Genomic DNA, 22,826 nt, shown 5'->3' on the forward strand with positions numbered 1-22,826 from the left:
TGGTCAGTCCTCCCTGGGGGTGATGAAGAGATGGCGGGCGGCGGCGAGGGGTGAGCCGAGCTCGTCGATGGCCTCCGCGAGGAGGGCGAGCACCTGCGTCTCGCTCAGGCCGTCGGCGCGGCATGGCGGGCGTTCGTCCGCGCCGAGTGGCGGCGCGGCGGGGATGTCCTCGTCGGGTTCGGCGACGGGGCGGGGTCCCCGCCACCCGGCGGCGGGCGCGGCGTCCGGCGCGCTGGCGGTCGGGGCCGGCCCGGTGCGGGTCGACGGCGGAGACGTGGAGGGCTCGGCCGGGGCTTCGTCGTCGGGGTCGGGCTTGTCCGGACCGGCGAGGGCGTCGTGGGTGGCCTGGTGTTCGCGGAGCATGCGGCCGGCGGCCGCGCCGGCGGTGTGGCGGTGCGCGGCCCAGAATCGCGCCAGGTAGGCCAGCAGTCCGCGGTTCATGAGCGGCCCCAGCCGTCGTTGGCCGGGCGGTATGCCTCGGCCGGAAGGTCCTCGCCCGTGGCGGCGGCCCACCATCCGCGGCAGACCAGGGCGCCGAGCGGCTTGCCGTCCGCCCAGGCGGTCGGGGCGTATGCGCCGTCGACGACCGGCATGCCGTGGTGGCAGTAGAACGGGTAGTCGGCCGGAGGCTTCTCGTCTTCCTCCGGGGCGCCCGGGCGGAACGCGCAGTCCCTGCACGGGGTCTTCATGACGGCGGGCGGGATCGGCGTGCGCTTCAGCTCGGCGCGGTCCCACTCGCCGAGGTCTTCCTCGTTGACGGCGCCGCGGCCGCCGCACAGCATGCACTGCAGGCCGTCGTCCCACGTCCCCGTGCCGTCGCAGGATGGGCAGACCCAGGGCAGGATCACCACGCCCTCGCTGGACGGCGGAATCTCGGGCTGCGGTCGGCCTCCACAGATGAATGTCACGATCGTCTCCTGGCGGATCTCGTGGGCGGGGCGGCACGTCGGCGGGAGGGGTCGAAGCGGAGGACGTTGGGCGGCAGGGTCGCCTGGGGTGGGGGCGCGGCGGTCTCCGGCTGGGCGGGCGGCGCCGCCGTGGTGGTGGCCGGGGTGGGGCGCTGCTGGCAGGTCGCGACGTGCGGCACGAAACGGGCCTCCCAGGGCGCAGGCTCCGGAGCCCCCGACCCGTCCAGCGAGCGGGACCGCCACAAGCCGCCCGGGTCCTTGTAGCAGGCCTGGTTGCCTGTCTCGTCCGGGGTCGGATCCACCGCCAGGCGGCGGACCGCCGCGGTGGTGGTCCACAGGATCGGGCGGGCGCAGACCCGGCACGGCCGCAGCTCCGACGGGGCGGGGATCATGCGGGCTCCTCGTAGCCGCGTAAGACGGCGCGCTGAACGCCGTTGACCTCGGCCCAGTCGGCCAGCCCTGCGGCGACGAGGCGGGCGTCGTGGCCGTGCCCCGGCAGGCGACGTCCGCCGGCTGTGGTGCATGCGGATCCGATCGGGGCGCCGCAGGTCGCCCAGGGGCAGCGGACTTGCAGGGCAGCCAGGCGGAGCGGGTCGCGGTCGGCGCCGCGCGCCTGGTCGTACTCGGAGGTGGGCCGTGCGCCGTTGCCGGGCCTGGGCAGGGCCTTCGGCAGGGCCGTGCCGTCGGCGACGAGCTTGAGCCGGACCTGCAGCTCCGCCCGGTAGGCGGGCGGGTCGTCGGTCAGCTGGGGGGCGGGCTCGGGGATGGGGCAAGCGGCGAGGCGGAGCTCGCGGGTGTGCCGGACGCGGGTGCGGACGTGGGCGGGCATCAGCCAGTCGGTGGTGGCGGTGTAGTGCGCGACGACGGCGGCCTGGGCGTCGGCGAAGTCGAGGTCGCCGACGGCGGCCATCCACGCGATCACGTCGGCCTCGCCGACGGTGCGCCGGTCGAACGCGGCAGCGGTCGTGAGCAGGTCAATGACCTCTTCGGGCGTCATCGGGGAAGCTCTCCTGCGATGTTCGGGGGCGGGGATGCGGCGAACTTGGACTTCAGGGCCTGGGCCTGGGCGACGCGCTTGTCGGTGGTGGCCTGCTCAGGCGAGTCCCGGCCGCCGTTGCCGGTAGCAGCGGCGGCCTTGAGGCGCAGCTGGTCGTACTTCTCGCGCAGCGTCGGCATGCTGAGGATGTTGGAGCGCCAGAACTCGTCGTTCTGGCACCAGTCGATCGCCCGGTGGACCTGGTCTTCTGTGCGGCCGTCGCGGTCCATGAGCAGCCGGGCGGCGTCTCGCCACGTCTTGGTGATCGTGGGGCGCTTGGAGCCGTTGGCCTCGATCCGATCGGCGAGGTGCGCGCAGACCCGCTCGACGTCTTCGCGGATCGGCTGGGTCTCCTCCTGGTCGGGCGCGTCAGCGCCGGACGAAGAGAGAGAACCTTCACCACCTACGGCGGGAGAGTTACTTCCCTTACCCCTTACCCCTTTCCCCTGCGAAGGGTCCGGCGAAGGGTTAGCCGAAGGGATGTCGGTAGGGAAGGTGGCCTTCTCGCCCAAGTCTTCGAGGAACTCCGCGAGGACCCTTCGGGCAATCCTTGAGTCGGACTCCTCGATCGGGATCCGCTTCAGCTCCTCGGCCAGGGCCGTGCGGATCCCCGGGGACTCGATCAGCCGGGCGGCCTCCCGAGCGGACTTCATGATGTTCGGCTGCTTCCAGATGCCGTCCCGGCGGATCAGCGAACGAACGAACACCTCTTCGGTGTCCTCGTCCACGACGATGAACGGCTTGGACGAGGTGTTGGCGAGGGCCTTGAGGTCGGCGCGGATGTCGTCGGCCGTCATGCCCTTCGCCTTGCGCGCCCACCGGCTCTCCCGCAGCGCGATCACTCCGCAGTAGGACAGGTCCGGCTGGGAGAGCAGGAAGAGGTAGAGGCGCTGGGGGCCCGGCTCCAGGTCCAGGTAGTCCTGGTCGCTCCAGATCGCCGAGAAGATCCGCGCCTCGTCGCGTGCCATGTGGTTCGCTGCTCCGATCCCCGGTTCGTACAGGTGGTCGAGTCCGATCCTATGCCACATCAGCATGTGGCCTACAAGACGATAGGCCGAATGTTATGGTGGCCACATTGAAGATGCGAACATGAGAAGGTGTCCGACCCGATGACCGGAATCCGCGAAGCGAAAGCCGCCCTCCAGCAGGCCGAGCAGCGGGCGAAGCTGCAGGCGAAAGCGATCATCGACGCCGCACGCATCGACCTCGGCCGCGCCATCCTGAAGGCCCGATCCGACGGCATCCCCCAGAAGGACATCGCCGAGGTCCTCCAGCTCACCCGCGAACAGGTCCGCCGCCTCCAGGTCGCCGCGCAGAAGGCCGGCGACACCGCCGAGTCCTGACCTCATGAGGCCGCCCGCGCGGGGACGGCGGCCTCACAGCACTCCCCGTCCGGGGCCGGACACCCGTGCAGGCACCGCCCACACGAACGGGTAGCGCAGTGCTCCCCCGACTCATCCGTACGGCACCAGAACGGGTCACACGAGCAGCAGCGCGGCCGGTCGAACACCAGCGCCAAGGCCAAACCCACCGAGTTGGCGTAGTTCTCCGCCGTCGGCAGGCGAAGCCGCTCCGCGTTCTGCTCGATCTCGTGGATCTGCTGCCCGGTCGCACCCATCCGCCGCGCCACGTCGCCCCGCAGCATGCCCTCGCTCTTACGGTGCGCGGCGATAGCGCTGATCAGGGTGTCGGGGTCGCTTGACAACGTCTGCCGGTTGGCCGGGTTCACCACGGCCACCAGCAGCCCGACTACGCGCGCATACGCGATGAGGTTGCGTAGCGCAGGATCGGACCGGCCTTTCTCCCAGGACGCCACCATCGTGGCTTGAAGGCCGGCCGCCTTGGCTGCCGTCTTCTGGGGAATACGCAGCCGCATCCGGCGCCGGTGAATCTGCGCAATGAGAGGGTGCGGGGCCGTCATCGCTTAGCCCACCTCGGGTCAGGAACCCAGCACATCTGCATCAGCGCACCACCACCGGGTACTCGTCCCAGGTGCGGCCGTCGAGCTCGCGCCCGGCGGCGCCCTTGCCAACGCGCTCCATGACGACGGCGTCGGGCTGGTCGATGCCCCACCCGGGCCACGGCGTTCCGCGGTCGCGTCCATCCGGCATGACCACGTGGTGGCGATCGTCCGTGGAGTAGATCGGCCGCGGTTTCCAGGCACCCCACTGCTTGAACAGGAACGCTGCGCGCCCCTCGCACTGGTCGCGGAGCTGGCGGAACCAGTCCGGGTGCGGCGGTCGCGCGCCGGGGCCGGATTCGCCGCCGGCGACGACCCAGTCGAGCACGCTCGGCGTTCCGCAGTACGGCGTGCCGTCGGAGTCCTTGCGGACGGCGGCCGGGGTGTCGAGCAGCGCGGGGATGCGGGTGTCCGCCCACTGCTGGGTCTCCACGCTGACGCCCAGCCAGACGTTCGGCAGCACGCGCGGGGTACCGAGGTGGTCGTTGAGGATCTCGTCGCGCTGCACGTAGGCCACGGAGCCGCGCACGCCCTGGGTGCGCTCCTCGCCTGTCGGGGTGCGCCACGCGATACGCCGCACGATGGAGCGCATGCGAGCGTGCCTCTTGGTCAAGATCTGATACGTGTGCTGCGGCGTCTTCTCCATGACCGTCCACACCTGGGCGATGAAGTCCTCAGGGACATCCGGGTGGAAGAGATCACTCATTGAGTTGACGAAGATCCGGCGCGGCTTCCGCCACTTCAGCGGCTCCTCCAGCCGCTCCGGCCGGAGAGTCAGGTCGAACCCGCTCTCGAAGTAATGGCCCTGGGTGCCGCGCCAGCGCTCGGCGAAGGTTTCGGCGTAGCAGTGGTCGCACCCGGGGCTGACCTTCTTGCAGCCGGTCACGGGGTTCCACGTGGCATCGGTCCACTCGATCTTGCTCTTGTCGCCCATCAGGGCACCTCCGGCACGCCGGCGAGCCTGCGGATCGTCCGCGAGACCATCTGCAGCGTCTCGTCCATCACCCGCTCGGCGGCGCCCTCGATGGTGCGGGGCCGCATCGCGTCGAACGTCGCGGCCAGCTCGGCGGCGAACTCGGCCCGCGCGGCCTCCGCCACGACCTCTTCCAGGTGCCGCGCGGTCCCGGTCAGCCGGACGGCGAGCGCCTCGCTACTGGCCACGGAGCGCCTCCATCTCCGGGGCGCGGTTCGGCGCCGACAGCAGGCACGCCAAGGCCTGCGCCACGTCGTCGGGGGTGATGTCACGGCCGTGGAGCACGGCCAGGACGCGAGTTCCGTCCGCGGAGTACACCGCACGGGCCGGCTCCCGGTCCCTCTTCGGCTTGTAGGTCTTGCCGCGGCGGACCTGCTCCCGCTCACGGCCGAGCGACCGGTCGCTCACTGGCATGTCCCTTCGATAGGTGGTGAAGACGGGGCGGTCGGATGTTCGCCGCGGAGCCGGTCGACGGTGCGCTCGAGCGCCTGGATCTGCCGACGGAGTTCGGCCTCGAGGTCGGCCCACCGCTGCCGGTCAGCGGTCAGCCGCCGGTCGGCGGCCGCGACCCGCTCTCCTGCGGCGCGCTGCGCGTCCTCGATCACCGGGGCGGCGAGCTCCTTGGCCCGGGCCTGGATGTGCTCCTGCATGCGGTCGATCAAGTCGGTGAGGGTCTCGCGCAGCCGAGCACCGGACACCGGCGGCTCCGGGGCTGCGACGCTCACCGCCGACTCCAGGCGGTAGCCCACGCCTCGCACCGTCTCGATGTGGCCCGGGGCGTTGCCCGAGTCGCCAAGCCTGCGCCGCAACGTCGAAAGGCACATGTCGATCGACTTTTGCGCCAGGCGGCCCCCCCAGACCTTCTGGCTGATCTCGTCCCGGCTGACGACCCGGCCGGTGTTCGCCGCCAACAAGGCGAGCAGCTGAAACTCCTTCGACGTCAGAGCGAGAGGCTCGGCGCCGATCCACGCCTTGTAGGCGGACGGGTCGATACGCAGCTCCGGGACGCCCGGCGGAGGCGTGCTCACCGGCCCAACCGGGGGTCGTCGATCCGGGCAAGGTGCCGGCGGAAGGCCGCGGTCCGCTCGAAGATCGTGCGGAGGTTGCGCGCGATCGCCTCCTCGCGTTTGAGCTCGCGCAGCTCCCGCGCCGCGCCGCGGCGGTGGCGGCCGTACCAACGGGACATCGGATCCTCCTCGAGGAGCTGGGGGGCGGCCACTACCGGACCGCCCGGAAACATGCCTTGCACCACGGCGACAGCCCGTCAGCTGTCTGCGTGGATCGGTAGAACTCGGCGTGGGGCTTGGGGTCCCCGCAGCGCCCGCAGTCCTTCGTCGGCACCTCCGGCTCGGCCGGCGCTTCCTCCGCAGGCTCGGCGGCCGCGGAAGGCTTCGGCGGCGCGGGCACGGTGACCGGCTCCGGATCCGGCCGGACGTCTTCCTGCGGCGCCGGACGCGTACGCCGCGCGGGCTTCGCGGCGGGCGCGGCCTCCTCGACGGGCGGCGGCGCGGCCACGGGAGCCGGGCCGATCAGCCCGGCCAGGACTGCGGGCACCGCAGGCTCGTCGACCGGCGGTAGCTCAGGGTGGACGTCGACCAGCTCGGCCACGCGACGCGGAGCCGGGGTCACCGGCTCGGGAGCCGGCTGGGTGGCTGCCACGCCCGGGCGCCGCGTCGGCGGCGGAACCTCCCGGGCGGGCGGGCGCGGCGCGGGCGCGCCCTGGAGCAGCTGCTGCGCCCACTCCAGATGCTCCCGGTGCACCCCGTCCGGCACGGTGGTGATCCGAACCCTGCCGGGGCTGCTGACCCGGTTGTCCTCGCCGATCAGCCACCCGCGCTGCGCGAGAGCCAGCTTCCGGACAGCGCCGACAGGCCACCGCAGGTGATCAGCGACCGCTGACAGCGTGTGGCCGACCACCAGCATCGCCAACGCCTTAGACAGGGGCTCGGGCATCGGCTTGACCGTCATCGCGCCTCCCCCCTCAGAGCCCGGGCCGTACGAGCCGCCGGGCAGTGGTCGGGCACCCACATGCACTCCCGCGCCTGATGATCACCCGCGTGGTCTTCCAGCCATTCGGCCAGCGGCCCGCGCACGGCGGCCGTGACCGCGGGAGAGCCGGCCCGCAGCACCCGGGCCGCGGCGTCCAGCTCATCGGCGGCCGCCGCCGGAGAGGACCTCAACGCCGCCTCAGCCTCCGCGGTCAGATCCGCCGGGAGTCGCACCGCCAGGGCGCGCTCCCGCTCCCGAGCGAGGGCGGCGTGCGCCCAGGCCGCGCGGTCGTCGGCCTCATCGAGGAGGCGCCGCAGATCGGCGACCTCCTCGACCAGGTGTGACTGGGTGGTCAGCCACCCCCAGATGCGTGACCCGTACATCAGTCGATCTCCTGGGGGAACACGTCGTGGAGGTCGGCGGCCACGATCGCGCGGAACGCCGCGTCCGTCTTCTTCTGGCACCGGCGGGCCTTCCACGCCTGCCGGGCAACCCTCGCCCCCATCCCGATGATGACCAGGATGATCAGGGCGGCGAAGCAGCCGGCCACCGCGAACCACGCGGCGGCATCGTCGCCGTGCAGACCCTGCATCTGCCTCACCTGACGTCTCCCATCCGGGTGTCCAGCAGCTCCCGCAGCTGGCGGACACACGCCCCCGGCACCGCCGGGTGCAGCCGCTCCCAGTCGGCGGCCAGGCCCTCGATGTCGCCGGCGACACGCGCCAGCTCGGCCTCCGTGCGGGCCGCCGCGTTCTGCCAGTCCGCCGCCCGCTGCTCCGCCGCCCGAACCCGGCCGGTCGCCTGCTCCTGCGCGGATTTGATGCCGTACACGCTGCCCCAGCCCCACATGGCGCCGGCGATCACGCAGCTGGTCACGATCACCGCCACCGAACCGGTGAGCACGGCGGCCAGCACGATCACACCGGCCAACGCCCCCAGGCACAGCGCCGAGACGTACTGCGGCACCCCCGCCGCGGCGCGGCCCGCCAGCTCGGCGTAGGAATCCGGGTCACGGCCCGCCTGGGCCTCGCCGAGCTCAGTCACGGCCGCCCCCGATGTGCTCGCGGACCGCCTCCAGCGCGCCGGGCCCCAGGGTGATCCACCCCGTGTGGCAGCCGGAGTGCTGGCGGGCCGCCTCCAGCAGCGCCTGCAGGTCCACCCGGCGGACCTCGACCCACTCGCTGGAGTCGACACCGGCCTCCACGTCCAGGGCGGCCGCGTGCTCCAGGTCCTCCTCGACGCCGGCGATCAGAGCGGTCAGGTTACGCATCCGCGTCACCGCCCCTCTCAGCCTGCTTGCGGCTCATCGTGTGCTCCTTGCGTGCTTGGGGGTGTACGCCCGGGGGCGCGGGGCCAGCCGGCCCAGCGCGGCCCGGGCGCCGCCTCGGAGGTGAACCGCGCGGGCGGCCAGCACGGCCGCCCACAACGGGATCTGGATGGTGCTCACCGGGTCGCGTCCGGCAGCTGCGGCAGGACGGCCGTGGACTCGGCCGGGCGGCGCTTGCACTCCTCGCCCGCCCGCACCCACCCGTCCTGCTCCTGGTGGATCAGTCCGTGCTGCGGGTCCGCCACCATGGGGTCGCCGCAGGCCGGGCAGTCGGCGCCCGGCGGATAGGCCGCGCCCGGTTCCGGAACCGGGCCCGCGACCCGCAAGTCCGTGGCCGGCTGCGGCGCGGGAGGCGTGGCCACCGTGGAATCGGACCGGCCCGGCCAGCAGATGTACCCCTCGCCGAGCAGCTCCCGCCCGCGGTGGGACCAGATCCCCTGGTCGTGGCGGATCGCCAGCAGCGCGCCGCAGCCGGTGCAGTTCAACGGGACCGGCGGCATCTCCTGCCCGACGGCGATCAGGACCGGGCGCGGGACGACGAGCTCCATGTGGGGCTTGCCGATGACGTCCTCACCGAGCTTGGCCCGGTACCGATCGATCGACTTTCGGATCTCGCTGATGACGTCCCTGCAGGCGGTCAGGTTCCCCTCGAGGCGGGCCTCCTCGGGGAGCAGGTCGGCGAGCTTGCTTTCGGCGTGCTGGATCAGCTCGCGGTACTGGGCGGCGGCCGCCGGGTGGATAGCGGAATCGCTGTGGGCCACGTCGGCGTAGGGCCGTGAATTGAGGGCGGACACGAGGTCTCCGATCGGAGTTGGGATGGGTGTCGGGCCCCGCTGCTCAACCCCGAAGAGCAGCGGGGCGGGGCGTGATCAGTCGTGGATCAGGTGCGGGACGAAGGAGGAGGTGTCGTCAGTGATGAGGCCGGCGGTCTCTCGGATACCGAGCCCGGCCGGAGTGTCGCCGACGACCCAGGCGCCCAGGACCGGGTGCCAGCCATCGACGTCGGGCAGGGGCCAGAACTCCTGGAACAGGTAGCCCTCCGCGCCGTACGGGCCGGCGGTCTCAATGACCTGGTGGGGCTGGACGATCCGCATGCCGGCGCCCTCGCGACCGAGGAGCGGCTTAGCGATGTAGGACGTCATGCCGTGCGGGGTGCCGACGTAGGCGGGCAGCAGGTTCGGGTGGTCGGGGTACAGCTCCCACAGCACCGCAAGCAGCGCCTTGTTCGACAGCAGCATCTTCCACAGCGGCTCAACCCAGGGCTGGCCGCTCTGGGCGTCGACCGCGGCGCGGCCGAACCCCTCGGTGGTGACCCATTCCCAGGGGTAGAGCTTGAACAGGTGCTCGATGGGGTGGTTGCCGAGGTCGTAGAAGCCGCGGCCGTCGGACCCGATGGCCTCCATGGTCAGGTGGCGAACCTGGAGCCCGGCCTGGGAGGCGACGTCGGCCATGTAGGCGACGTTCAGGGCGTCCTCGCCGGCCTCGTCGGTGTCGGTGTGCGCGAGATGCAGCATGGTCCCGGGGCGGAGGATCTCGCGCCACCGGCCGATCAGCGCCTCGTGGAGGGAGTTCCACTGGTCGGCGGCCGGGTGCGCGTCCTGCTTCCAGTACCACTGGATCACCGAGCTCTCGACCAGGCTCGTCGGGGTGTCGGCGTTGTACTCCAGCAGCTTGGCGTGGCCGGTGCCGTCGTAGCACAAGTCGAACCGGCCGAACAGGTGCGGGTCGCGCCGCTCCCACGAGCGGGTGATCGGCCGCCACAGCCACTCGGGAATGCCGTACGCGGCGAAGCCGCGGGTCTTCACGACGTGGTCGACCGCCTGCAGGCACATGTCGTGCAGTTCGCTCACGACGAGCTCGAGGTCCTCAACCTGCCCCAGGGTGAAGGCGTAGTGGACTGACTCATCCCAGTACGGCCTGCCCTCGCCCTGCGGGACGTTGCGGTGAAACCCGAGGCCCTGCGCCTCGATGGTCTTCTCCCAGTCGGGGCGGGGCTGGCCCGTGACGCGGCGCATCAGGAGCCGGCCCCGGCGCGGCCGCCGAACCCACCGCGGGAGATGACCTTGCCGGAGCTGCTCGTGATGTTCGCGTTCGCCGGCCGGGTGAACGACCCGCCGGTGACGCGGCCTCCGTTGCCGTGGGAACCGCCGTAGATCCACACGAACGTGCTGCCGCCGCCGTGGTGGTGGTCGTCGCAGTAGTCGTCGTCGACCTGCTTGTAGGAGCCGTCGGCCTGCTTGACCACGCAGTCCGCGGTGACGTCGGGCCCGTCGTCGGAGCACGCGGTAGCCGCGCAGGCGAGCGACAGGGCCGCCAGCGTGGTGAGGGTGAGAGAGGTGGTGGCCTTAGCCATCGTCGTCTTCTTTCGAGGAGATGGGGCTGACACAGGTGTGGGTCGCCGGCATGTCCTGGCCGCAGGCGTCGCACCAGGCGACCGGGACGACCTGCAGCACCGGGACGAGCAGCCGCAGCGCCCGCCGGTTGGTACGGCCGCGGGCGATGTAGCCGAGGTCCTGCAGCACCGCCAGGTCCCGAGCCACGTCCCCCGGGCAGCGGTTCACCCGGACCGCGAGCTGCGCCACCGTCGGCGCCCGGTCCCGGGTGTTCAGGTGCGTGGCGATCGCCTGCAGCAGATCGCGCAAGGGCGGGGTCAGGCTCATTCCGCCTCCAGGAGAGTCACGACGAGCAGCTCGGCCCCGCACGCGCATGTGAGGACCTCGTCAAGGCGGAAGCTGTGACCGCCGCAGTCGAGGTGCCCGAACCGGGCGAGCGCCCTGTCCACGGCGCCGGTCTCGCCCAGGTCGTACTCCCGCCGGCTGATCTGCAGGACCGGCAGGAGGTGCTCCCCGCGGACCGCCGCGGCCGGCGCCGAGCGCCACCCGCCGTGGTCATCGAGCAGCACCCAGCCGTACCCGGCGTGGAGCACGGGCACCTCGTGCGGGCGGGCCAGGCCATGGCGGTGGATCTTGTGGCCCCGCAGGTACGCGTCGGTGACCTTCGCCCGGTCCACCCGGTCGTGATCTCGCCTACACGCGTCCATGAGGTTCGACGGCGAGTTCGACGCCGCTCGGCCCCGGCCCCCCGGCCCCCCGGCGCCCTTGCCCGTGCGGTGCGCCCGCTCCACCGCCTGGGCCAGCCCGCCGCACTCCAGCCCGATCTCGCACAGCCCGCCGGAGCGGGCACGGACGGCGGCCACGACCTTCACCGGCAGCGGCCGCGGCCCAGCCGATTTCTTGCCGGTGGTCTTGCCGCTCTTCGGCGCGCCCGTCGAACGGATCGGCGCCTTCCTGGACAGCTGCTTCGAGCCGCGCGACATCGGCTGGCGGCGAGGGGGCATCGGGGAGCGCTTCATCGCGAGGGCACCTCCGCCGCGGTGTCCGGGGCAGCCGCGTCGGCCGGACAGCCGGGGCTCTCACCCGCCGCGGGCGTCGACGAGGCCGTGCGGGGCACCAGGCGGACCCAGGTCTCCCCCGGCCGGTTGATCCGCCGGGCCGGCTGGTCCGCCTCCATGGGCTGGACCATCACCACCGAGCACCGGCACACCGGACACGGCCGCGCGCCGTCCAGCACCAGGACCTCCGCCGCCCACCCGCGGGCGGCCGCGTCCCACACCTGGGCGTGATCCGCGCGCCGCAGCCCCGTCAACCGGGCATGCTCGAAGCACCCGCCGATCGCCCGGCACCTGGGGGCGAGGCACATGTCCGCCTCGTCCTTCAAGTCGCAGACGAGCTGGAGAAGGCGGCGCTCCTCGGCCAGCAGATCCGGCGACGGCACCAGGCCGCGCAGGAGGATCTCCCCGGCCAGCAGCAACTCGCCCTCCAGGGTGTCGAGCTGCCCGACCATGACCGCGAGCGAGGCCGGGGCCGTCACCGGGCACCGCCGACAGGCAGGACGAGGTGGTGCCGGTCCACGAGCACGTCGACGGCGGGGCGCTGGGCAGTCACGTCCTGGTAGCGGACGGCGGCCTCCACCGCCTCCCCGGCCGGGGTCGGCGCACGGAGGATCCGGACCGGATCTCCGTCGTGCCACTCGATGAAGCTGACGATCTGGCCCTCGATCAGCGTCTCGGCCGCGACGAAGTGGGCCGAGCAGATCTCGCCCTTGCCCTCCGGATCGGGGACCCAGCAGCAGCCGCCCGGGCATGCCTGCATCTCGGTGCAGCCGCAGATCCGGCACGCCGGCTCGTCGTCGGGCAGGTCCACGATCACGACGGGCGGCGCCGTCGGGGCGTTGGCCTCGATCAGGGGTCGCACCCAGTCCGGGAGGTCGATGTCCCAGTCGCTCATGAAGCCCTGCACGTGGGGCGACCAGTCGCCGGTGGTCTTGCGGTAACGGCGGCCGCGGAAGGACCACATGAGGCGCCACTCGTCGCCGGTCCAGTACCAGCTGAGGTGCAGGCGGGTCGCGAGCATCGTGAACGGGCGCGAGGAGCCGGGCTTGGACTCGATGATGACTTCGCTGGTGATGTCGAAGTCGACTTCGTGCCGGACCTCAGCGCCGAACTTGTCAGCGTGGAGTCGCAGATCAGGCATCGCGCACCGCCTCGCCCTGCTCGGCAGCGATCTCCTGAAGCTTCCGGGTGCCGTACTCCGTCATCTGGGCGAGGTTGAACGCGACCACGTAGCCGGGGAAACCGAGGGCGAGCAGCTCGCGATTCACGATGTCGGCCTGGGCGATCGCGCCCATCAGGGCGCTCTTGAAGCCTGAGGCCGGGTATCCACCGTCCACGCCGAGGTGGAACAGCACGTGAGCCGCAATCTCCGGCGTGATCGGCTGGTTGACGTCCTCGGCCGACCCCAGCGGGCTCACCTGGCTGACCACCCCGCTCTCGGCCTGGCCGTACAGGGCGCGTCCGATCCGGTAGGACTGGGAGTTCCGCGTGACGTACGCGGCGACCCCAGGCCCAGCGGCCGGCTGGTCGTTGCGGTCCAGCTGCCTGGCGAGGTTAGCCAGCGTGTTCTGGAGCTGGCGCATCTTGTCTCGGGCGTAGTACCAGTTGCCGTCCTCGATAGCGCCGAGCATGCGGGACGTGAAGTCGATCGCGGAGACGGTCTCCTCGGCGATGCGGGCTTCCCTCGGGTTGATCTCAGCCACGGGACTCAACTCCCTTCCCGCACGGGCAGTCCGGCCCGCACGCGGTGACCGGCCACGCGATGAGGCCGATGGGAACGTCCTGCCGCGACCAGTCGTCGCGCGTCATGAGCGGCTGGTAGCTCTCGTCAGGGGTCTCCGTCGTGAAACCGCCCGCCCAGTGCCAGCGGTCGCCGTTCGCGTCCGTGACATGGCGGCCGAGGTCCCAGACCTGCCCGGACGGGTCGACGGCCCGCGTCGTGCCGTCCTCCTGGTAGGTCCAGTCGCCCTTGAGCGGGCCGTCGGCCTGCGGCGGAACGTCGCGGACCAGGGTGATCGGCCCCGTCGGGCCGGTGTGAACGTTGCGCCAGTGCTGCGACCGGCCGTCCCAGCAGTTCAGCCAGACGTCTCGGGATCCAGACATGGACGCGTACCACTCGGTGTTGTGGCGGTCGGCCCAGATCTGACCCGGGCGGGGCTCGCCGTCGGCCGGAGCCAGCCGCTGCACGGTCACGCCGGGCTCGGTCACCACGATCGACAGCAGCTGCTCGTTCAGGTTCTGCTGCGTCCCGTACGTGCCGTGCAGCACGCCGTCGGAGGCGTGATGCACGGCGACGTCGACGGTGACGCGAACGCGCTCGTTCGGTTGGAAGACGGGAGTGTCAGCCATGAGTCACCGCCTCGACCTGCTCGGCGGCGGCGCCGGCGAGGATCGGGTGGCACACCCACTCGACGTCCTCGATGGTCACGGTCGTCTTGACCTTCGGCAGGGAGGCGACGGCGGCCGGGTCGGGCTCCTCGATCTCGACCTCACGCGTGCCGGTCACGACCCGCTCGCACACGTCCTTCCGGAACGCCGTCAAGAGGAAGTACAGGCCGTGCAGGTTGCCCTTGAGGTCGAGGTACGTGTCGCCGTCGCGGGCGTCCTTCTCCAGCGGCACCCCGAGCGCGCGGCGGGCGGCAGCCATCTCAGCGCGGGGGTTCTCGCTGCTCAAGAAGTGGAAGGACAGGCGGCCGTAGTTGGGGTGGCTCCCCTGGTAGGGCAGCGGCAGTTCGGGGTGGTTCTCCAGCGCGTCGGCCAGGGCGCGCAGGCCCCGGATGTACTCGTGTCGGGGGTCCGCCGCCTGGGCGGCGGCGTCCTGCTCCGGTACGGTGGTGGTCATCGATCCACCACTCCTCTCTCATGGGATCTGCTGGTGGGTCACGGGGTCCTCGCCGTGCACTCGGTGGGGACCTCGGTGTTTCAGAGGGTCAGAGCGGCCTCGTCGGCCTGGCGGTCGTACTCGCGCAACTCCGCGAACAGCCGGGACAGCCCGGCCTGCGCGTAGACGTCGGCGTCGAGCAGGTGCAGGCCGGGGACGAGCACAGTCACGGCGTTCATCTCGCCCACGCTTTCGGCGGCTTGGCGACGAGGGTGCGGACGTTCGACCGCGGCTCCTGCGGGCCGACACGGTCGGCCGGCCGGGTCCGCTTGCGTCGCGCGGGGGCGGGCTTCGCGCGCTGGTCCGGCTGCTCCGCGGGCTGCTGAGCAGCCCGCGTGGCCGTGCGCGTCAGCTCGTAGATCCGCGTGATGTCCTCGTCGGTGAAGACGTAGGCGTTGGCTGGGCGGTGGCTGGGCCACTTGCCGGACCGGGCGTTCTCGACGACCGTGCGGGCGGAGATGCCGAGGAGTGATGCGACCTCGGCGCTGGTGCGCATGGGCGTGGGGAGAGCCATCACGCTTCCTCCTCGCCGTCGAGGCTGTCCGGCTCAGCCGCTGCTGCGGTCGCCTCGTCCCCGTCGGTGGATGCGCGCATGGGGCGCGACTCGCGGTCGAAGGCCTCTATGGGGGTCTCCAGTTCGGCGGCGATCCGGCCGAGGAGGGTGGTGGAGACGTTCTTCACCTCGCGCTCGATGTTGGTGAGCGTCGAAGGCTGGATCCCGAGCCGCTTCGCCAGGCGGTAACCGCTGAGGCCTCGGGCTGCGCGGACGCCGCGGATGGCCCAGCCGTTCTGTCGTGTCGTTCGGGTAGGTGGCACAGGTCAAAGGTAGGACTCGGTTTCCTATCTCACAAGACTTCCGTGACATCGGTTTCCTATTTTTGGAAACACAATCCTAACCTTGACGGCTATAGTCAAGGCTGTGAACTGCGAGGACTCCGTTTCCGTTCATAGGTTGACGAGGTCGCACGTTTCTTAGAAACTGACTCCGGCACCTACCGACCGAGGGAGCGCGCCGTGACGGCCCAGCCCGCCTGGAAGGCACTCGGCCAGCAACTCATCGCTCGACGTGTCCAACTGGACCCCGCCTACCGCAATCGCCGCACCTTCTGCGAGGCGACCGGCATGGAGTACCGGATCCTGTCGGACGCGGAATCAGGCCGGCGGGCCAACTACTCGAAGACGACTCTCCGGGCGCTCGAACAGGCCTACCAACTGTCCGCAGGGAGCATCGATCGCTTCATCGCGGACGGCGGCCCCCTGGAGACCATGAGCGTGGCGCCTGGGCGGGATCGGCCGGCGGCGGGCGAGCGAACGACCCTTGAGGCTCTGGCGGGTGGCGAGGGTTCGTCAGATCCGAGCATCGTCGAACAGGTGTACGAGAAGGTTCTTGAGCAAATGAGGGCCGCTCAGGATTCCCGGGTGGCCGCGCAGCTTGAGGAGCGCAACGCCCGGGTCGACGAACTGCAGAAAGAAGTTGACCGAAAGTCACGGGAAATTGACCGGCTCAATGCTGAGATCAAACGCTTGAATACGGGCCGTGACGCACACACCACTCCCGACAGTGGGCGCGAAAGCGCATGAGCACTACCAAGGTCACCGCTTCATAGCTGGGCAAACATGGGCATAGCGGGGCGACCGCGATTACGCCTAGGTCACGACTCAGGTATTAGGGAAACCCTTACTAGAACTTTCAACGACGGAGAGTCACAATCGGAATCCCTCTCCAAGGGCGCACCAATCCACCGTTTGAGGACAACCCTGACTAGGAGGCGGACGTGGCAACACGGACCCCCCTGACCGAGCACCCCAAGCCCAGCACCTCAGTGGAGAGCGCCAGAGCACGCGCCATCGCCATCGTCCGCGCCCGGCTCGCCGGAAGCGAAAAGACCGCCCGGCTGATACAGAACCTTCCGCCCGACGAGCTGGTTCTCGCGCTCCGCTCGCCCGCCGGCGCCCCCCGGATCGTCGCCCTCCACGTGGACGGGAGTCACGTGGTAGCCGACGTCAACCCCAACGGGCACATAGACCGGGAGGCCGAACAGCGGGCCTGGGAGTGCATCCAGAACATCGCACGGAGCGTCTCCCCCGACGCGGCCGCCGGGGCTGCGGCATGAGCGTCAGCAACCTGCGGCGCGAGCAGATGGACCGCCAAGTCAACGCCGTGAAGGTCGAACCGCAAGACGACGACGCTCCGACGCTCGTCGTATCGACCGAAGCGGACCGCACCGTCCTGGCGCGGATCAACGACTACAAGCGGCGCGCCCATCACGCCCTGGTGCTCCTGCCCGGTCTCCACCTCATCGCCGAGAACGTCCGGCGGGCGTGCGCGTCCAATCCCGCGGCGGCGGCCGTCGCCGGCATCGCGGCGGTCGCCGTGGGCGCGGGCGGCGTCGAGCTCGCCGTCATGCCGGCCAGGCCACCCGCCGTGATCCGGGAAGAAGGGCGGTCGCTCGCCAGTCTCGACCCTGTCCTGCGGACGACGCCCGCGGCCGCCCTGCGGTCCTGGCCTACCGCGCGCGCCACGACTGGCGGCCGGCGCGCCGAGCGACCGGCCGAAGAGCCCAGCCCCGAACCGTCTCCGTCGCCGAGCGCGGAGCCTTCACCTCCGGCGCCGACACCCGAGGTGACCCCCACGGTCAACGCCGAAGACTCCTCCGGGTGGCGGCCGGTCCGTCCCTACCGGCGGCATCGGCGGCACCGCCACGATCCGCCCGTCGCGCCCACATCGCCGGCGCCGGTCACCTCTGTGACCGTGGAACGGTCCGATTCGCCGGATGCCGCGACCGCGTCGCCCGACGCCGCCACAGTAGAACCGTCGCCCGCGCCATCTGCGGACGACACTCCCACCACCTGAACCCGGGGGTCATCCAACGATGAGAACACGGAGGTCTAGTTGGGCTGGGCTGAGAAACGAGGCGACTCCTTCCGGGCCCGCTGGCGGGCACCCGACGGGAAGCTGGAAAGCATGCCGGGGTTCGTCACCAAGCGGGCCGCCGAGCAGTACGCCGACGACCAGGAAGCGAGGATCCGCGACGGCCGCTACATCGACCCGAAGGCCGGGCAGATCACTGTCTCCGAGTGGGTGAACCTGTGGTTCAAGGGCCTGGACCTGGAGTGGTCCACGATGGAGAACTACGCCTACTACCTGCAGCGTTACGCGCTCCCCGCGTTCGGTAACCGGTCGTTGGCGTCGATCGCCCCCGAGGAGGTCGAAAGCTGGGAGAGGGACATCGTCCGCGACCTCCGCAAGTCGAAGAAGACCGCGGGGACGGCGCGGACGGTTCTCGGGGTGGCGCTGGGTGCGGCGGTCCCCTCCCGGATCCAGCTCAACCCGGCGGCGAGGAAACGTGCTACCGGGAAGAAAGCGGACCGCAGAGTCGAGAAGATCATGGAGAAGCGGCGGGAATGGGCGACGCCGCTCGAGGTCCTGCTCATGGCCGAGCGCATCGCGACACTGTCGGGCCATCAGAGCGACTTCGTCATGACCGTGTTCATCGGCTGGACTGGTGCCCGCTGGTCGGAGGCGGTCGGCCTGAGACCGCCCTTCCTGCAGAAAGAGCACGTCGATTTCGACTGGAAGCTGTACGAGCTCGACGGCTACTTCTACTTCGGGCCGCCGAAGGACGGGTCGATCCGCGCCGCCGACCTGCCGCCGTTCCTGAGGCGTCTACTCGACCGCCACCGCGAGGACCAGGCCATCACCCGGTGCACCTGCCTCAAGGACGCCGAGGAACCCTACTGCTCGGGCGGGGAGTTCCTGTTCCTCGGCCCGGCCGGTGGCCATCCCCGCCGGTCGGACTTCGCGCGCCGGTTCTTCCGGCCCGCGGCTGACGGCTGGTATCCGGAGGAAGGCGGTAAGGCGGCCCGGCCGGCCATGCCCGTCCTGGCCGATGTGACGGCCTCGTGGCCGGGCGTGCCGCTCGTCGGCGCGGTGCCCGCCGCAGGGGAACCATATGAGGTGGCGTCCGGGATGCGGCGGCGGCCGGTCAAGTTGCCGGTGAACAGCCGGTCTTCGCGCGCCGACCTGGTGGCGTACGCGGTCGCGCAGGGAATGCCGGGCGAGGAGGCCCGGCTGCTCGGCCGGGACCAGCTGCTCGACCGGTACGTGCGGCCGGCGGCCCCGGAGGCGGTCGCCGCGTGGATGCCCGTGATGAAAGACCTCACCCCGCACGGGCTGCGGCATTCCATGGAGACGTGGATGGCCGAGGACGGTATCGCCGAGGCGCTGCGGGACGAGCGGATGGGTCACATCGGCGACGGGTCGATGCGGTCGCACTACACGCATGTGTCCGAGGGGATGCGGGGCAAGCTCGTCGGGGCCCTGGAGGAGCGGTGGGAGCGGGCGCTGGCGGGGCGGGCCGAGCTGGAACGCGCGTGGGCCGGGCGGGGTCTTCCTGCGCGGTCGTCGGTGCCGCTGCTGGAGGAGCTCCTGGTGCCTTACCGGGAGAACGTCACGCCGATTACTCAGGCGCTGTCCGCGCGTGGGCTGCGGAGAGCACCCCGGGCAAGATCCACTCCCATTCTGCGCCCAAAAACGGACATCGGGAGGAATGGGAGAGGCCGTTCCCAGGCTGGGAACGGCCTCTGACCTGCGGAGCCGCCTAAGGGAATCGAACCCTTGACCCCTTCATTACGAGTGAAGTGCTCTGGCCGACTGAGCTAAGGCGGCGCGCCGCGAACGGCTTCGCCAGTCTACAGGCTCGCGCGCGCCGCCGTACACGCGCCACACGCCGCCGGCTACGTGATCTTCGGGCAGACCGTTCCGCTCTTCGGCACGTGCAGGGAGATCAGGTAGTTCTCCACCGCCGTGTCCACGCAGCGTGATCCGGAGCGGTAGCCGGTGTGGCCGTCGCCGTCGAATCCGAGCAGGACACCCGACTTGAGCTCCGACGCCAGCCCCTTCGCCCACTCGTACGGCGTGGCGGGGTCGCGGAGCGTGCCGACGACGAGGATCGGCGGTGCGCCCTCGGCCTTGATCGGCTCGTCCGCGCCGGTGGGCTTGACCGGCCAGTACGCGCACGGCAGCGAGCTCCACATGACGTACGACCCGAAGTGGGGCGATTCGACGGCGGCCTTGTCTGCGGCCTTGCGATAGTCACCCAGAGCGGTCGGATACGGGTGATCGAGGCAGTTGACCGCCATGTTGGCCTCGGTCTGGTTGGAGTATGACCCGTCGGCGTGCCGGTCGACCAGGAGGTCGGCCATGCGCAGCAGGGTGGTCCCGTCGCCCTTGAACGCGGCCTTCAGCGCCCGCCGCAGCGCCGGCCACGACTGTCGGTCGTAAAGGGGGGTGATGACCCCGAGGACCGTCCACGCCTCGCCGAGCCGGCGGCCGTCCTTGAGGTCGTTCCGCAGCGGCTGCCCGTCGGCCCGCTTGAGCAGGGCTCCGACCTCGGCGAGCGCGCCGTCGACCGTACGGCTGGTGAACGGGTTGTCCTGCTGCTTCAGCGAGTCTTCGACGAACGCCCGCAACGCGACCTCGAAGCCCTCGGCCTGCACCTCGTTGGCCCTGAGCGACGGTACGGCCGGGTCGACCGCGCCGTCGAGCACCAGGGCGCGCACCTGCTTGGGGAACAGCCCGGCGTATGTCGCCCCGAGGAAGGTCCCGTACGACTTGCCGAGGTAGGTGAAGCCGGGATCGCGGACGACGCCGCGGAGCACGTCCATGTCGCGTGCCGCGTCGACGGTGCTCACGTGCGGCAGCAGCCGGGCCGACTTGGCCTCGCAGCCGGCGGCGAAGTCTTTCGAGCCCTTCTCCAGCGCCTTCACCTCGGCGTGGTCGTCCGGGCTCGCGTCGAGGCCCACGAACGCGTCGAGTTGCGAGTTCGACAGGCACTTGACGGGAGACGACTCGCCCACACCGCGCGGGTCGAAGCCGACGACGTCGAAGCGGGCGCGCAGGCTGTCCGGGAACAGCGAGCGGGCGGCGCGGGTGTACTGGACGCCCGACCCGCCGGGGCCGCCGGGATTGATGAAGAGCGACCCGATTCTCTGGCCCGTCGCGGGCAGCCGGATGACGCTCAGTGAGATCCGCTCCCCCGAAGGGGCGGAGTAGTCGAGCGGCACCTCGACACGGGCGCACTGGAACCCGCCCCCGCAGCCCGTCCAGGAGGGCCGCTGGTCGTAGAACGGCTGCAGCGCCGCGGTGGGTGCGGTGATCCGCGCCGGTGCGGAACCGCCGCCGCCCGGCCCCTGCCCGGTGGAGCATCCGCCCACCAGCAACAGTGCCGCCGCCGCCAGGCGGCAGAGGGCGGTACGCCTCACAGTGTGGCTGGCCGTTCGCATACGTGTCGCTTTCTGTCCCCTGTCGCGTCCGTCGCCGATAACGAACGCGCATCGAGACCAGCATGCCGTCCTGGAGCGGCTCGGGCCACTAAGCGGCGCGGCCTGCCGCGATATCTACCTGGGCGGTTGTGTTCCGGCGACGCCGTTCTCCCACGCCCAAGCGGCTACTTCGACCCGGTTTCGCACCCCAAGCTTGGCCTGAATTCCCGCTATGTGGGTTTTGACGGTGCTCAGCGAGATGAAGAGCTCCGCGGCGATCTCCTGGTTGGTACGACCCCTGGCGACGGCCCTGACGACCTCGGTCTCGCGCTCGGACAGCGGCCGCGCCGGACCGGCGGAGGCCGGGGCCGGGGTGGCGGCCAGGCGGCGGAGCAGCCGCAGGGTGACCGAGGGCGAGACGAGGGCGTCCCCCGCGCCGGCGGCACGCACCGCCTCGACGAGCATGACCGGGCCCGCGTCCTTCAGCACGAACCCGACGGCGCCGCCGCGGAGCGCTCCGTAGACGTAGTCGTCGAGGTCGAAGGTGGTGACCACGACCACCCGCAGGGGGTCGGCGACGCCGGGGCCGGCGAGCGCGCGAGTGACCTCGATGCCGTCCAGGCGGGGCATCCGGATGTCGACGAGGCACACGTCGGGGCGCAGCCGCCGGGCCAGCTCGATCGCCTCGACCCCGTCGGCGGCCTCCGCGACCACGCTGATGTCGGGCTGGTTCTCCAGGATCAGCCGCAGGCCGCTCCGCACCATCGCCTGGTCGTCGGCGAGCAGCACCCTGATCGTCATCGGCGGTCCCGGACGGGAGCGGGCAGCGTGGCCCGCACCGACCAGCCGCCGACGGCGCGCGGGCCGGCGAACAGGGCGCCGCCGAGGGCCTCGGCCCGCTCGCGCATGCCGACCAGTCCGTATCCGCCGCGCCGGGGCAGTCGCGCGGCGGCGGGCGGAGCGTCGTCGAGGACCTCGACGACGAGGGTGTCGCCGTCGCGAGTCACGCCGATCGTGACCGCGGTCGCGTTCGCGGCGTGCCTGGCGATGTTGGTCAGCGACTCCTGCACGATCCGGTAGACGGTGCCGGCGACCTCGGGCGGCCAGGCCGACTCGTCCTCTCCGTCGGGCAGGCGCAGGTGTACGGCGGGGCCGTGCCCGCCGAAGCGTTCGACCAGGTCGCCCAACCGTTCGCCGAACGTCGCGGGGGCGGCGTCGTCGGCGTCGCGGAGCAGCCCGACGACGCGGCGCATCGCGGCGAGCGCCTCCGACCCGGCGGACTCGATGCCCGCCAGGGTGTCGTCCAGTTGCCCGGGACGGGGCCCGGGATGCCGGCCCGCCACAAGCCGGGCCGCCTGGGCCTGGAGCACGATGGCGGTGACGTGGCGGGCGACCACGTCGTGCAGTTCCCTGGCGATCTCCAGGCGTTCGTCGCGTCGCACCTTGTCGGCGACGAACCGGCGGCGGGCGGCCAGCAGCCGCAGGCCCAGCCCGACGGCGACGGCGGCCAGCCACGTCACCGCGTTCAGCGACGTCACGGCGGGAACCCCCGCGGTGAACGCGTGGGCGGTGACGACGCTGCCACCGGCCACGGCGAGCCCTCCGGCCGCGACCGCGCAGGCCGCCCGGGCGGGCAGGGCGCTGATCGCGGATCCGACGAGTACGGAGAGGGCCAGGGCTGTGGCGGGGCCCGGCTCGCTCGGCAGGCCGGCGAACCGGGCGACCGGAAGGGCGACCGCGGTAACTGCCAGGCCCCCTGCGGCCGCCCACGCCCGGTTCCACCGGCGAAGCAGTGCGATCGTACTTACGACGGCCCCGGTCGCGCAGTCGAACGCCCAGTAGGCGCCGCCCCATCTGTCGGCGATCTTGCCGGCCCAGAAGGCGAGGACCCCCGCGAGCGCGACGCCGAGCGCGACGTCCGCCGCGATCGCGGCCCGCCGCCCCCGCGAGGCGTACGGCGGGGCGATCGGGTCGGACGGAAGCCGGACGGCGGAAGCGCTCACGCCGTACAGGCTAAGAAATGCCCGGCGGCGGCAGAACCGGCCGAAAGTATGGTCGGCGCCGCGGGAACCGGGATTTCGGCCGATACCGGCCCCG

At 71.5% G+C, this 22,826-nt stretch carries 38 protein-coding genes and 1 tRNA gene; 5 read left to right on the forward strand and 34 right to left on the reverse strand.

Translation table 11 applies throughout. The annotated features are described in order from the left end of the window. Window positions 1-3: 3 nt before the first annotated feature. Genes JOL79_RS11535 through JOL79_RS11555 form a run of 5 tightly spaced genes read right to left on the reverse strand, consistent with a single transcriptional unit; the run spans window position 4 to window position 2,978 of the window. Window positions 4-441, reverse strand: coding sequence for a hypothetical protein (locus JOL79_RS11535; protein WP_210155752.1), 438 nt, complete (start codon window positions 439-441; stop codon window positions 4-6). After that, on the reverse strand, window positions 438-908 hold the full coding sequence (locus tag JOL79_RS11540; protein ID WP_210155753.1) for a hypothetical protein: 471 nt from the start codon (window positions 906-908) through the stop codon (window positions 438-440). Before JOL79_RS11540 ends, JOL79_RS11535 begins: the two co-directional genes overlap by 4 nt. Beyond that, window positions 905-1,300 (reverse strand): hypothetical protein, encoded by a 396-nt coding sequence (locus JOL79_RS11545; RefSeq protein WP_210155754.1) that lies wholly within the window; start codon window positions 1,298-1,300, stop codon window positions 905-907. Before JOL79_RS11545 ends, JOL79_RS11540 begins: the two co-directional genes overlap by 4 nt. Further along, on the reverse strand, window positions 1,297-1,905 hold the full coding sequence (locus tag JOL79_RS11550) for a zinc finger domain-containing protein (RefSeq protein ID WP_210155755.1): 609 nt from the start codon (window positions 1,903-1,905) through the stop codon (window positions 1,297-1,299). Before JOL79_RS11550 ends, JOL79_RS11545 begins: the two co-directional genes overlap by 4 nt. Further along, a complete protein-coding gene (locus tag JOL79_RS11555; protein WP_210155756.1) occupies window positions 1,902-2,978 on the reverse strand; it encodes a phage replication protein O in 1,077 nt (358 codons plus the stop codon). Before JOL79_RS11555 ends, JOL79_RS11550 begins: the two co-directional genes overlap by 4 nt. A 75-nt stretch (window positions 2,979-3,053) precedes the next feature. On the opposite strand from JOL79_RS11555, the gene JOL79_RS11560 reads away from it, so the two are divergent. Then, the gene (locus JOL79_RS11560; RefSeq protein WP_210155757.1) at window positions 3,054-3,287 is read left to right on the forward strand and encodes a hypothetical protein; all 234 of its coding nucleotides are present in this window, start codon (window positions 3,054-3,056) and stop codon (window positions 3,285-3,287) included. Window positions 3,288-3,289: 2 nt separating this feature from the next. Here the strand turns inward: JOL79_RS11560 and JOL79_RS11565 are convergent, their stop codons facing one another. The 25 genes from JOL79_RS11565 to JOL79_RS11685 all read right to left on the reverse strand — a co-directional run bounded on the left by JOL79_RS11565 (window position 3,290) and on the right by JOL79_RS11685 (window position 15,281). Next, window positions 3,290-3,865, reverse strand: coding sequence for a helix-turn-helix domain-containing protein (locus JOL79_RS11565; protein WP_372446751.1), 576 nt, complete (start codon window positions 3,863-3,865; stop codon window positions 3,290-3,292). A gap of 40 nt (window positions 3,866-3,905) precedes the next feature. Continuing rightward, a complete protein-coding gene (locus tag JOL79_RS11570; RefSeq protein ID WP_210155759.1) occupies window positions 3,906-4,838 on the reverse strand; it encodes a DUF5131 family protein in 933 nt (310 codons plus the stop codon). Continuing rightward, a complete protein-coding gene (locus JOL79_RS11575; RefSeq protein WP_210155760.1) occupies window positions 4,838-5,065 on the reverse strand; it encodes a hypothetical protein in 228 nt (75 codons plus the stop codon). Before JOL79_RS11575 ends, JOL79_RS11570 begins: the two co-directional genes overlap by 1 nt. Next, on the reverse strand, window positions 5,055-5,291 hold the full coding sequence (locus tag JOL79_RS11580) for a hypothetical protein (RefSeq protein WP_210155761.1): 237 nt from the start codon (window positions 5,289-5,291) through the stop codon (window positions 5,055-5,057). The genes JOL79_RS11575 and JOL79_RS11580 overlap by 11 nt, the downstream gene beginning before the upstream one ends. Further along, on the reverse strand, window positions 5,282-5,905 hold the full coding sequence (locus JOL79_RS11585; RefSeq protein ID WP_210155762.1) for a winged helix-turn-helix domain-containing protein: 624 nt from the start codon (window positions 5,903-5,905) through the stop codon (window positions 5,282-5,284). The genes JOL79_RS11580 and JOL79_RS11585 overlap by 10 nt, the downstream gene beginning before the upstream one ends. Further along, on the reverse strand, window positions 5,902-6,063 hold the full coding sequence (locus JOL79_RS11590) for a hypothetical protein (protein ID WP_210155763.1): 162 nt from the start codon (window positions 6,061-6,063) through the stop codon (window positions 5,902-5,904). The genes JOL79_RS11585 and JOL79_RS11590 overlap by 4 nt, the downstream gene beginning before the upstream one ends. A 32-nt stretch (window positions 6,064-6,095) precedes the next feature. Further along, window positions 6,096-6,845: a hypothetical protein gene (locus JOL79_RS34975; protein ID WP_210155764.1), complete on the reverse strand. Its 750-nt coding sequence runs from the start codon at window positions 6,843-6,845 to the stop codon at window positions 6,096-6,098. Continuing rightward, on the reverse strand, window positions 6,842-7,249 hold the full coding sequence (locus JOL79_RS11600; protein ID WP_210155765.1) for a hypothetical protein: 408 nt from the start codon (window positions 7,247-7,249) through the stop codon (window positions 6,842-6,844). The genes JOL79_RS34975 and JOL79_RS11600 overlap by 4 nt, the downstream gene beginning before the upstream one ends. After that, window positions 7,249-7,467 carry a hypothetical protein gene (locus tag JOL79_RS11605; RefSeq protein ID WP_210155766.1) on the reverse strand — a complete coding sequence of 73 codons (219 nt, stop codon included), beginning with the start codon at window positions 7,465-7,467 and terminating at the stop codon, window positions 7,249-7,251. The genes JOL79_RS11600 and JOL79_RS11605 overlap by 1 nt, the downstream gene beginning before the upstream one ends. Next, complete coding sequence (locus JOL79_RS11610) at window positions 7,464-7,910, reverse strand: hypothetical protein (protein ID WP_210155767.1); 447 nt, start codon at window positions 7,908-7,910, stop codon at window positions 7,464-7,466. The genes JOL79_RS11605 and JOL79_RS11610 overlap by 4 nt, the downstream gene beginning before the upstream one ends. After that, window positions 7,903-8,136, reverse strand: a complete 234-nt coding sequence (locus tag JOL79_RS11615) for a hypothetical protein (protein ID WP_210155768.1) — start codon at window positions 8,134-8,136, stop codon at window positions 7,903-7,905. The genes JOL79_RS11610 and JOL79_RS11615 overlap by 8 nt, the downstream gene beginning before the upstream one ends. A gap of 33 nt (window positions 8,137-8,169) precedes the next feature. Next, window positions 8,170-8,313: a hypothetical protein gene (locus JOL79_RS11620; protein WP_210155769.1), complete on the reverse strand. Its 144-nt coding sequence runs from the start codon at window positions 8,311-8,313 to the stop codon at window positions 8,170-8,172. Further along, window positions 8,310-8,987 carry a hypothetical protein gene (locus JOL79_RS11625; RefSeq protein WP_210155770.1) on the reverse strand — a complete coding sequence of 226 codons (678 nt, stop codon included), beginning with the start codon at window positions 8,985-8,987 and terminating at the stop codon, window positions 8,310-8,312. The genes JOL79_RS11620 and JOL79_RS11625 overlap by 4 nt, the downstream gene beginning before the upstream one ends. Window positions 8,988-9,062: 75 nt before the next feature. After that, window positions 9,063-10,208: a glutathionylspermidine synthase family protein gene (locus tag JOL79_RS11630; RefSeq protein WP_210155771.1), complete on the reverse strand. Its 1,146-nt coding sequence runs from the start codon at window positions 10,206-10,208 to the stop codon at window positions 9,063-9,065. Beyond that, a complete protein-coding gene (locus JOL79_RS11635; RefSeq protein ID WP_210155772.1) occupies window positions 10,208-10,546 on the reverse strand; it encodes a hypothetical protein in 339 nt (112 codons plus the stop codon). Before JOL79_RS11635 ends, JOL79_RS11630 begins: the two co-directional genes overlap by 1 nt. Continuing rightward, window positions 10,539-10,853 (reverse strand): LexA family protein, encoded by a 315-nt coding sequence (locus tag JOL79_RS11640; protein WP_210155773.1) that lies wholly within the window; start codon window positions 10,851-10,853, stop codon window positions 10,539-10,541. Before JOL79_RS11640 ends, JOL79_RS11635 begins: the two co-directional genes overlap by 8 nt. Then, the gene (locus JOL79_RS11645; RefSeq protein WP_210155774.1) at window positions 10,850-11,545 is read right to left on the reverse strand and encodes a hypothetical protein; all 696 of its coding nucleotides are present in this window, start codon (window positions 11,543-11,545) and stop codon (window positions 10,850-10,852) included. The genes JOL79_RS11640 and JOL79_RS11645 overlap by 4 nt, the downstream gene beginning before the upstream one ends. Beyond that, window positions 11,542-12,063 carry a hypothetical protein gene (locus JOL79_RS11650; RefSeq protein WP_210155775.1) on the reverse strand — a complete coding sequence of 174 codons (522 nt, stop codon included), beginning with the start codon at window positions 12,061-12,063 and terminating at the stop codon, window positions 11,542-11,544. The genes JOL79_RS11645 and JOL79_RS11650 overlap by 4 nt, the downstream gene beginning before the upstream one ends. Continuing rightward, entirely contained in the window at window positions 12,060-12,725 is a 666-nt protein-coding gene (locus tag JOL79_RS11655) for a hypothetical protein (RefSeq protein WP_210155776.1), read from the reverse strand. The genes JOL79_RS11650 and JOL79_RS11655 overlap by 4 nt, the downstream gene beginning before the upstream one ends. Continuing rightward, window positions 12,718-13,287 carry a hypothetical protein gene (locus JOL79_RS11660; RefSeq protein ID WP_210155777.1) on the reverse strand — a complete coding sequence of 190 codons (570 nt, stop codon included), beginning with the start codon at window positions 13,285-13,287 and terminating at the stop codon, window positions 12,718-12,720. Before JOL79_RS11660 ends, JOL79_RS11655 begins: the two co-directional genes overlap by 8 nt. Beyond that, a complete protein-coding gene (locus tag JOL79_RS11665) occupies window positions 13,280-13,933 on the reverse strand; it encodes a hypothetical protein (RefSeq protein WP_210155778.1) in 654 nt (217 codons plus the stop codon). The genes JOL79_RS11660 and JOL79_RS11665 overlap by 8 nt, the downstream gene beginning before the upstream one ends. Further along, a complete protein-coding gene (locus tag JOL79_RS11670) occupies window positions 13,926-14,426 on the reverse strand; it encodes a hypothetical protein (protein ID WP_210155779.1) in 501 nt (166 codons plus the stop codon). Before JOL79_RS11670 ends, JOL79_RS11665 begins: the two co-directional genes overlap by 8 nt. 80 nt (window positions 14,427-14,506) lie before the next feature. Further along, a complete protein-coding gene (locus JOL79_RS11675; protein WP_210155780.1) occupies window positions 14,507-14,644 on the reverse strand; it encodes a hypothetical protein in 138 nt (45 codons plus the stop codon). Continuing rightward, the gene (locus JOL79_RS11680; RefSeq protein ID WP_210155781.1) at window positions 14,641-14,979 is read right to left on the reverse strand and encodes a MerR family transcriptional regulator; all 339 of its coding nucleotides are present in this window, start codon (window positions 14,977-14,979) and stop codon (window positions 14,641-14,643) included. Before JOL79_RS11680 ends, JOL79_RS11675 begins: the two co-directional genes overlap by 4 nt. Further along, window positions 14,979-15,281 carry a helix-turn-helix domain-containing protein gene (locus tag JOL79_RS11685; RefSeq protein ID WP_210155782.1) on the reverse strand — a complete coding sequence of 101 codons (303 nt, stop codon included), beginning with the start codon at window positions 15,279-15,281 and terminating at the stop codon, window positions 14,979-14,981. The genes JOL79_RS11680 and JOL79_RS11685 overlap by 1 nt, the downstream gene beginning before the upstream one ends. Before the next feature lie 198 nt (window positions 15,282-15,479). On the opposite strand from JOL79_RS11685, the gene JOL79_RS11690 reads away from it, so the two are divergent. The 4 genes from JOL79_RS11690 (at window position 15,480) to JOL79_RS11705 (ending at window position 19,053) form a co-directional block, all read left to right on the forward strand. After that, complete coding sequence (locus JOL79_RS11690; RefSeq protein WP_210155783.1) at window positions 15,480-16,046, forward strand: hypothetical protein; 567 nt, start codon at window positions 15,480-15,482, stop codon at window positions 16,044-16,046. A 194-nt stretch (window positions 16,047-16,240) separates the two neighbouring features. Beyond that, a complete protein-coding gene (locus tag JOL79_RS11695) occupies window positions 16,241-16,579 on the forward strand; it encodes a hypothetical protein (protein ID WP_210155784.1) in 339 nt (112 codons plus the stop codon). Continuing rightward, window positions 16,576-17,319, forward strand: coding sequence for a hypothetical protein (locus tag JOL79_RS11700; RefSeq protein WP_210155785.1), 744 nt, complete (start codon window positions 16,576-16,578; stop codon window positions 17,317-17,319). Before JOL79_RS11695 ends, JOL79_RS11700 begins: the two co-directional genes overlap by 4 nt. Before the next feature lie 111 nt (window positions 17,320-17,430). Next, entirely contained in the window at window positions 17,431-19,053 is a 1,623-nt protein-coding gene (locus JOL79_RS11705) for a site-specific integrase (protein WP_210155786.1), read from the forward strand. A 7-nt stretch (window positions 19,054-19,060) separates the two neighbouring features. Here the strand turns inward: JOL79_RS11705 and JOL79_RS11710 are convergent. The 4 genes from JOL79_RS11710 to JOL79_RS11725 all read right to left on the reverse strand — a co-directional run bounded on the left by JOL79_RS11710 (window position 19,061) and on the right by JOL79_RS11725 (window position 22,732). Further along, a tRNA-Thr gene (locus JOL79_RS11710) sits at window positions 19,061-19,134 on the reverse strand. 68 nt (window positions 19,135-19,202) lie between these two features. After that, complete coding sequence (locus JOL79_RS11715; protein ID WP_307848486.1) at window positions 19,203-20,729, reverse strand: alpha/beta hydrolase; 1,527 nt, start codon at window positions 20,727-20,729, stop codon at window positions 19,203-19,205. A gap of 135 nt (window positions 20,730-20,864) precedes the next feature. Then, on the reverse strand, window positions 20,865-21,530 hold the full coding sequence (locus tag JOL79_RS11720) for a response regulator (RefSeq protein ID WP_210155788.1): 666 nt from the start codon (window positions 21,528-21,530) through the stop codon (window positions 20,865-20,867). Beyond that, the gene (locus JOL79_RS11725; RefSeq protein WP_307848487.1) at window positions 21,527-22,732 is read right to left on the reverse strand and encodes a sensor histidine kinase; all 1,206 of its coding nucleotides are present in this window, start codon (window positions 22,730-22,732) and stop codon (window positions 21,527-21,529) included. The genes JOL79_RS11720 and JOL79_RS11725 overlap by 4 nt, the downstream gene beginning before the upstream one ends. Window positions 22,733-22,826: the final 94 nt, after the last annotated feature.

This window comes from Microbispora oryzae (assembly GCF_017896165.1).
In the GTDB taxonomy this organism is placed as follows: domain Bacteria; phylum Actinomycetota; class Actinomycetes; order Streptosporangiales; family Streptosporangiaceae; genus Microbispora; species Microbispora oryzae.

Bases quoted from the DNA above. Each gene is read 5' to 3' on its own strand.
- JOL79_RS11705 (WP_210155786.1), top strand. From the start codon at position 17,431: ATGCCGGGGTTCGTCACCAAGCGGGCCGCCGAGCAGTACGCCGACGAC.
- JOL79_RS11565 (WP_372446751.1), bottom strand. From the start codon at position 3,865: ATGACGGCCCCGCACCCTCTCATTGCGCAGATTCACCGGCGCCGGATG.
- JOL79_RS11550 (WP_210155755.1), bottom strand. From the start codon at position 1,905: ATGACGCCCGAAGAGGTCATTGACCTGCTCACGACCGCTGCCGCGTTC.
- JOL79_RS11580 (WP_210155761.1), bottom strand. From the start codon at position 5,291: ATGCCAGTGAGCGACCGGTCGCTCGGCCGTGAGCGGGAGCAGGTCCGC.
- JOL79_RS11535 (WP_210155752.1), bottom strand. From the start codon at position 441: ATGAACCGCGGACTGCTGGCCTACCTGGCGCGATTCTGGGCCGCGCAC.
- JOL79_RS11675 (WP_210155780.1), bottom strand. From the start codon at position 14,644: ATGAACGCCGTGACTGTGCTCGTCCCCGGCCTGCACCTGCTCGACGCC.
- JOL79_RS11655 (WP_210155776.1), bottom strand. From the start codon at position 12,725: ATGCCTGATCTGCGACTCCACGCTGACAAGTTCGGCGCTGAGGTCCGG.
- JOL79_RS11645 (WP_210155774.1), bottom strand. From the start codon at position 11,545: ATGAAGCGCTCCCCGATGCCCCCTCGCCGCCAGCCGATGTCGCGCGGC.
- JOL79_RS11555 (WP_210155756.1), bottom strand. From the start codon at position 2,978: ATGCTGATGTGGCATAGGATCGGACTCGACCACCTGTACGAACCGGGG.
- JOL79_RS11700 (WP_210155785.1), top strand. From the start codon at position 16,576: ATGAGCGTCAGCAACCTGCGGCGCGAGCAGATGGACCGCCAAGTCAAC.
- JOL79_RS11600 (WP_210155765.1), bottom strand. From the start codon at position 7,249: ATGTACGGGTCACGCATCTGGGGGTGGCTGACCACCCAGTCACACCTG.
- JOL79_RS11630 (WP_210155771.1), bottom strand. From the start codon at position 10,208: ATGCGCCGCGTCACGGGCCAGCCCCGCCCCGACTGGGAGAAGACCATC.
- JOL79_RS11720 (WP_210155788.1), bottom strand. From the start codon at position 21,530: ATGACGATCAGGGTGCTGCTCGCCGACGACCAGGCGATGGTGCGGAGC.
- JOL79_RS11665 (WP_210155778.1), bottom strand. From the start codon at position 13,933: ATGGCTGACACTCCCGTCTTCCAACCGAACGAGCGCGTTCGCGTCACC.
- JOL79_RS11560 (WP_210155757.1), top strand. From the start codon at position 3,054: ATGACCGGAATCCGCGAAGCGAAAGCCGCCCTCCAGCAGGCCGAGCAG.
- JOL79_RS11680 (WP_210155781.1), bottom strand. From the start codon at position 14,979: ATGGCTCTCCCCACGCCCATGCGCACCAGCGCCGAGGTCGCATCACTC.
- JOL79_RS11635 (WP_210155772.1), bottom strand. From the start codon at position 10,546: ATGGCTAAGGCCACCACCTCTCTCACCCTCACCACGCTGGCGGCCCTG.
- JOL79_RS11590 (WP_210155763.1), bottom strand. From the start codon at position 6,063: ATGTCCCGTTGGTACGGCCGCCACCGCCGCGGCGCGGCGCGGGAGCTG.
- JOL79_RS11545 (WP_210155754.1), bottom strand. From the start codon at position 1,300: ATGATCCCCGCCCCGTCGGAGCTGCGGCCGTGCCGGGTCTGCGCCCGC.
- JOL79_RS11570 (WP_210155759.1), bottom strand. From the start codon at position 4,838: ATGGGCGACAAGAGCAAGATCGAGTGGACCGATGCCACGTGGAACCCC.
- JOL79_RS34975 (WP_210155764.1), bottom strand. From the start codon at position 6,845: ATGACGGTCAAGCCGATGCCCGAGCCCCTGTCTAAGGCGTTGGCGATG.
- JOL79_RS11670 (WP_210155779.1), bottom strand. From the start codon at position 14,426: ATGACCACCACCGTACCGGAGCAGGACGCCGCCGCCCAGGCGGCGGAC.
- JOL79_RS11640 (WP_210155773.1), bottom strand. From the start codon at position 10,853: ATGAGCCTGACCCCGCCCTTGCGCGATCTGCTGCAGGCGATCGCCACG.
- JOL79_RS11615 (WP_210155768.1), bottom strand. From the start codon at position 8,136: ATGCGTAACCTGACCGCTCTGATCGCCGGCGTCGAGGAGGACCTGGAG.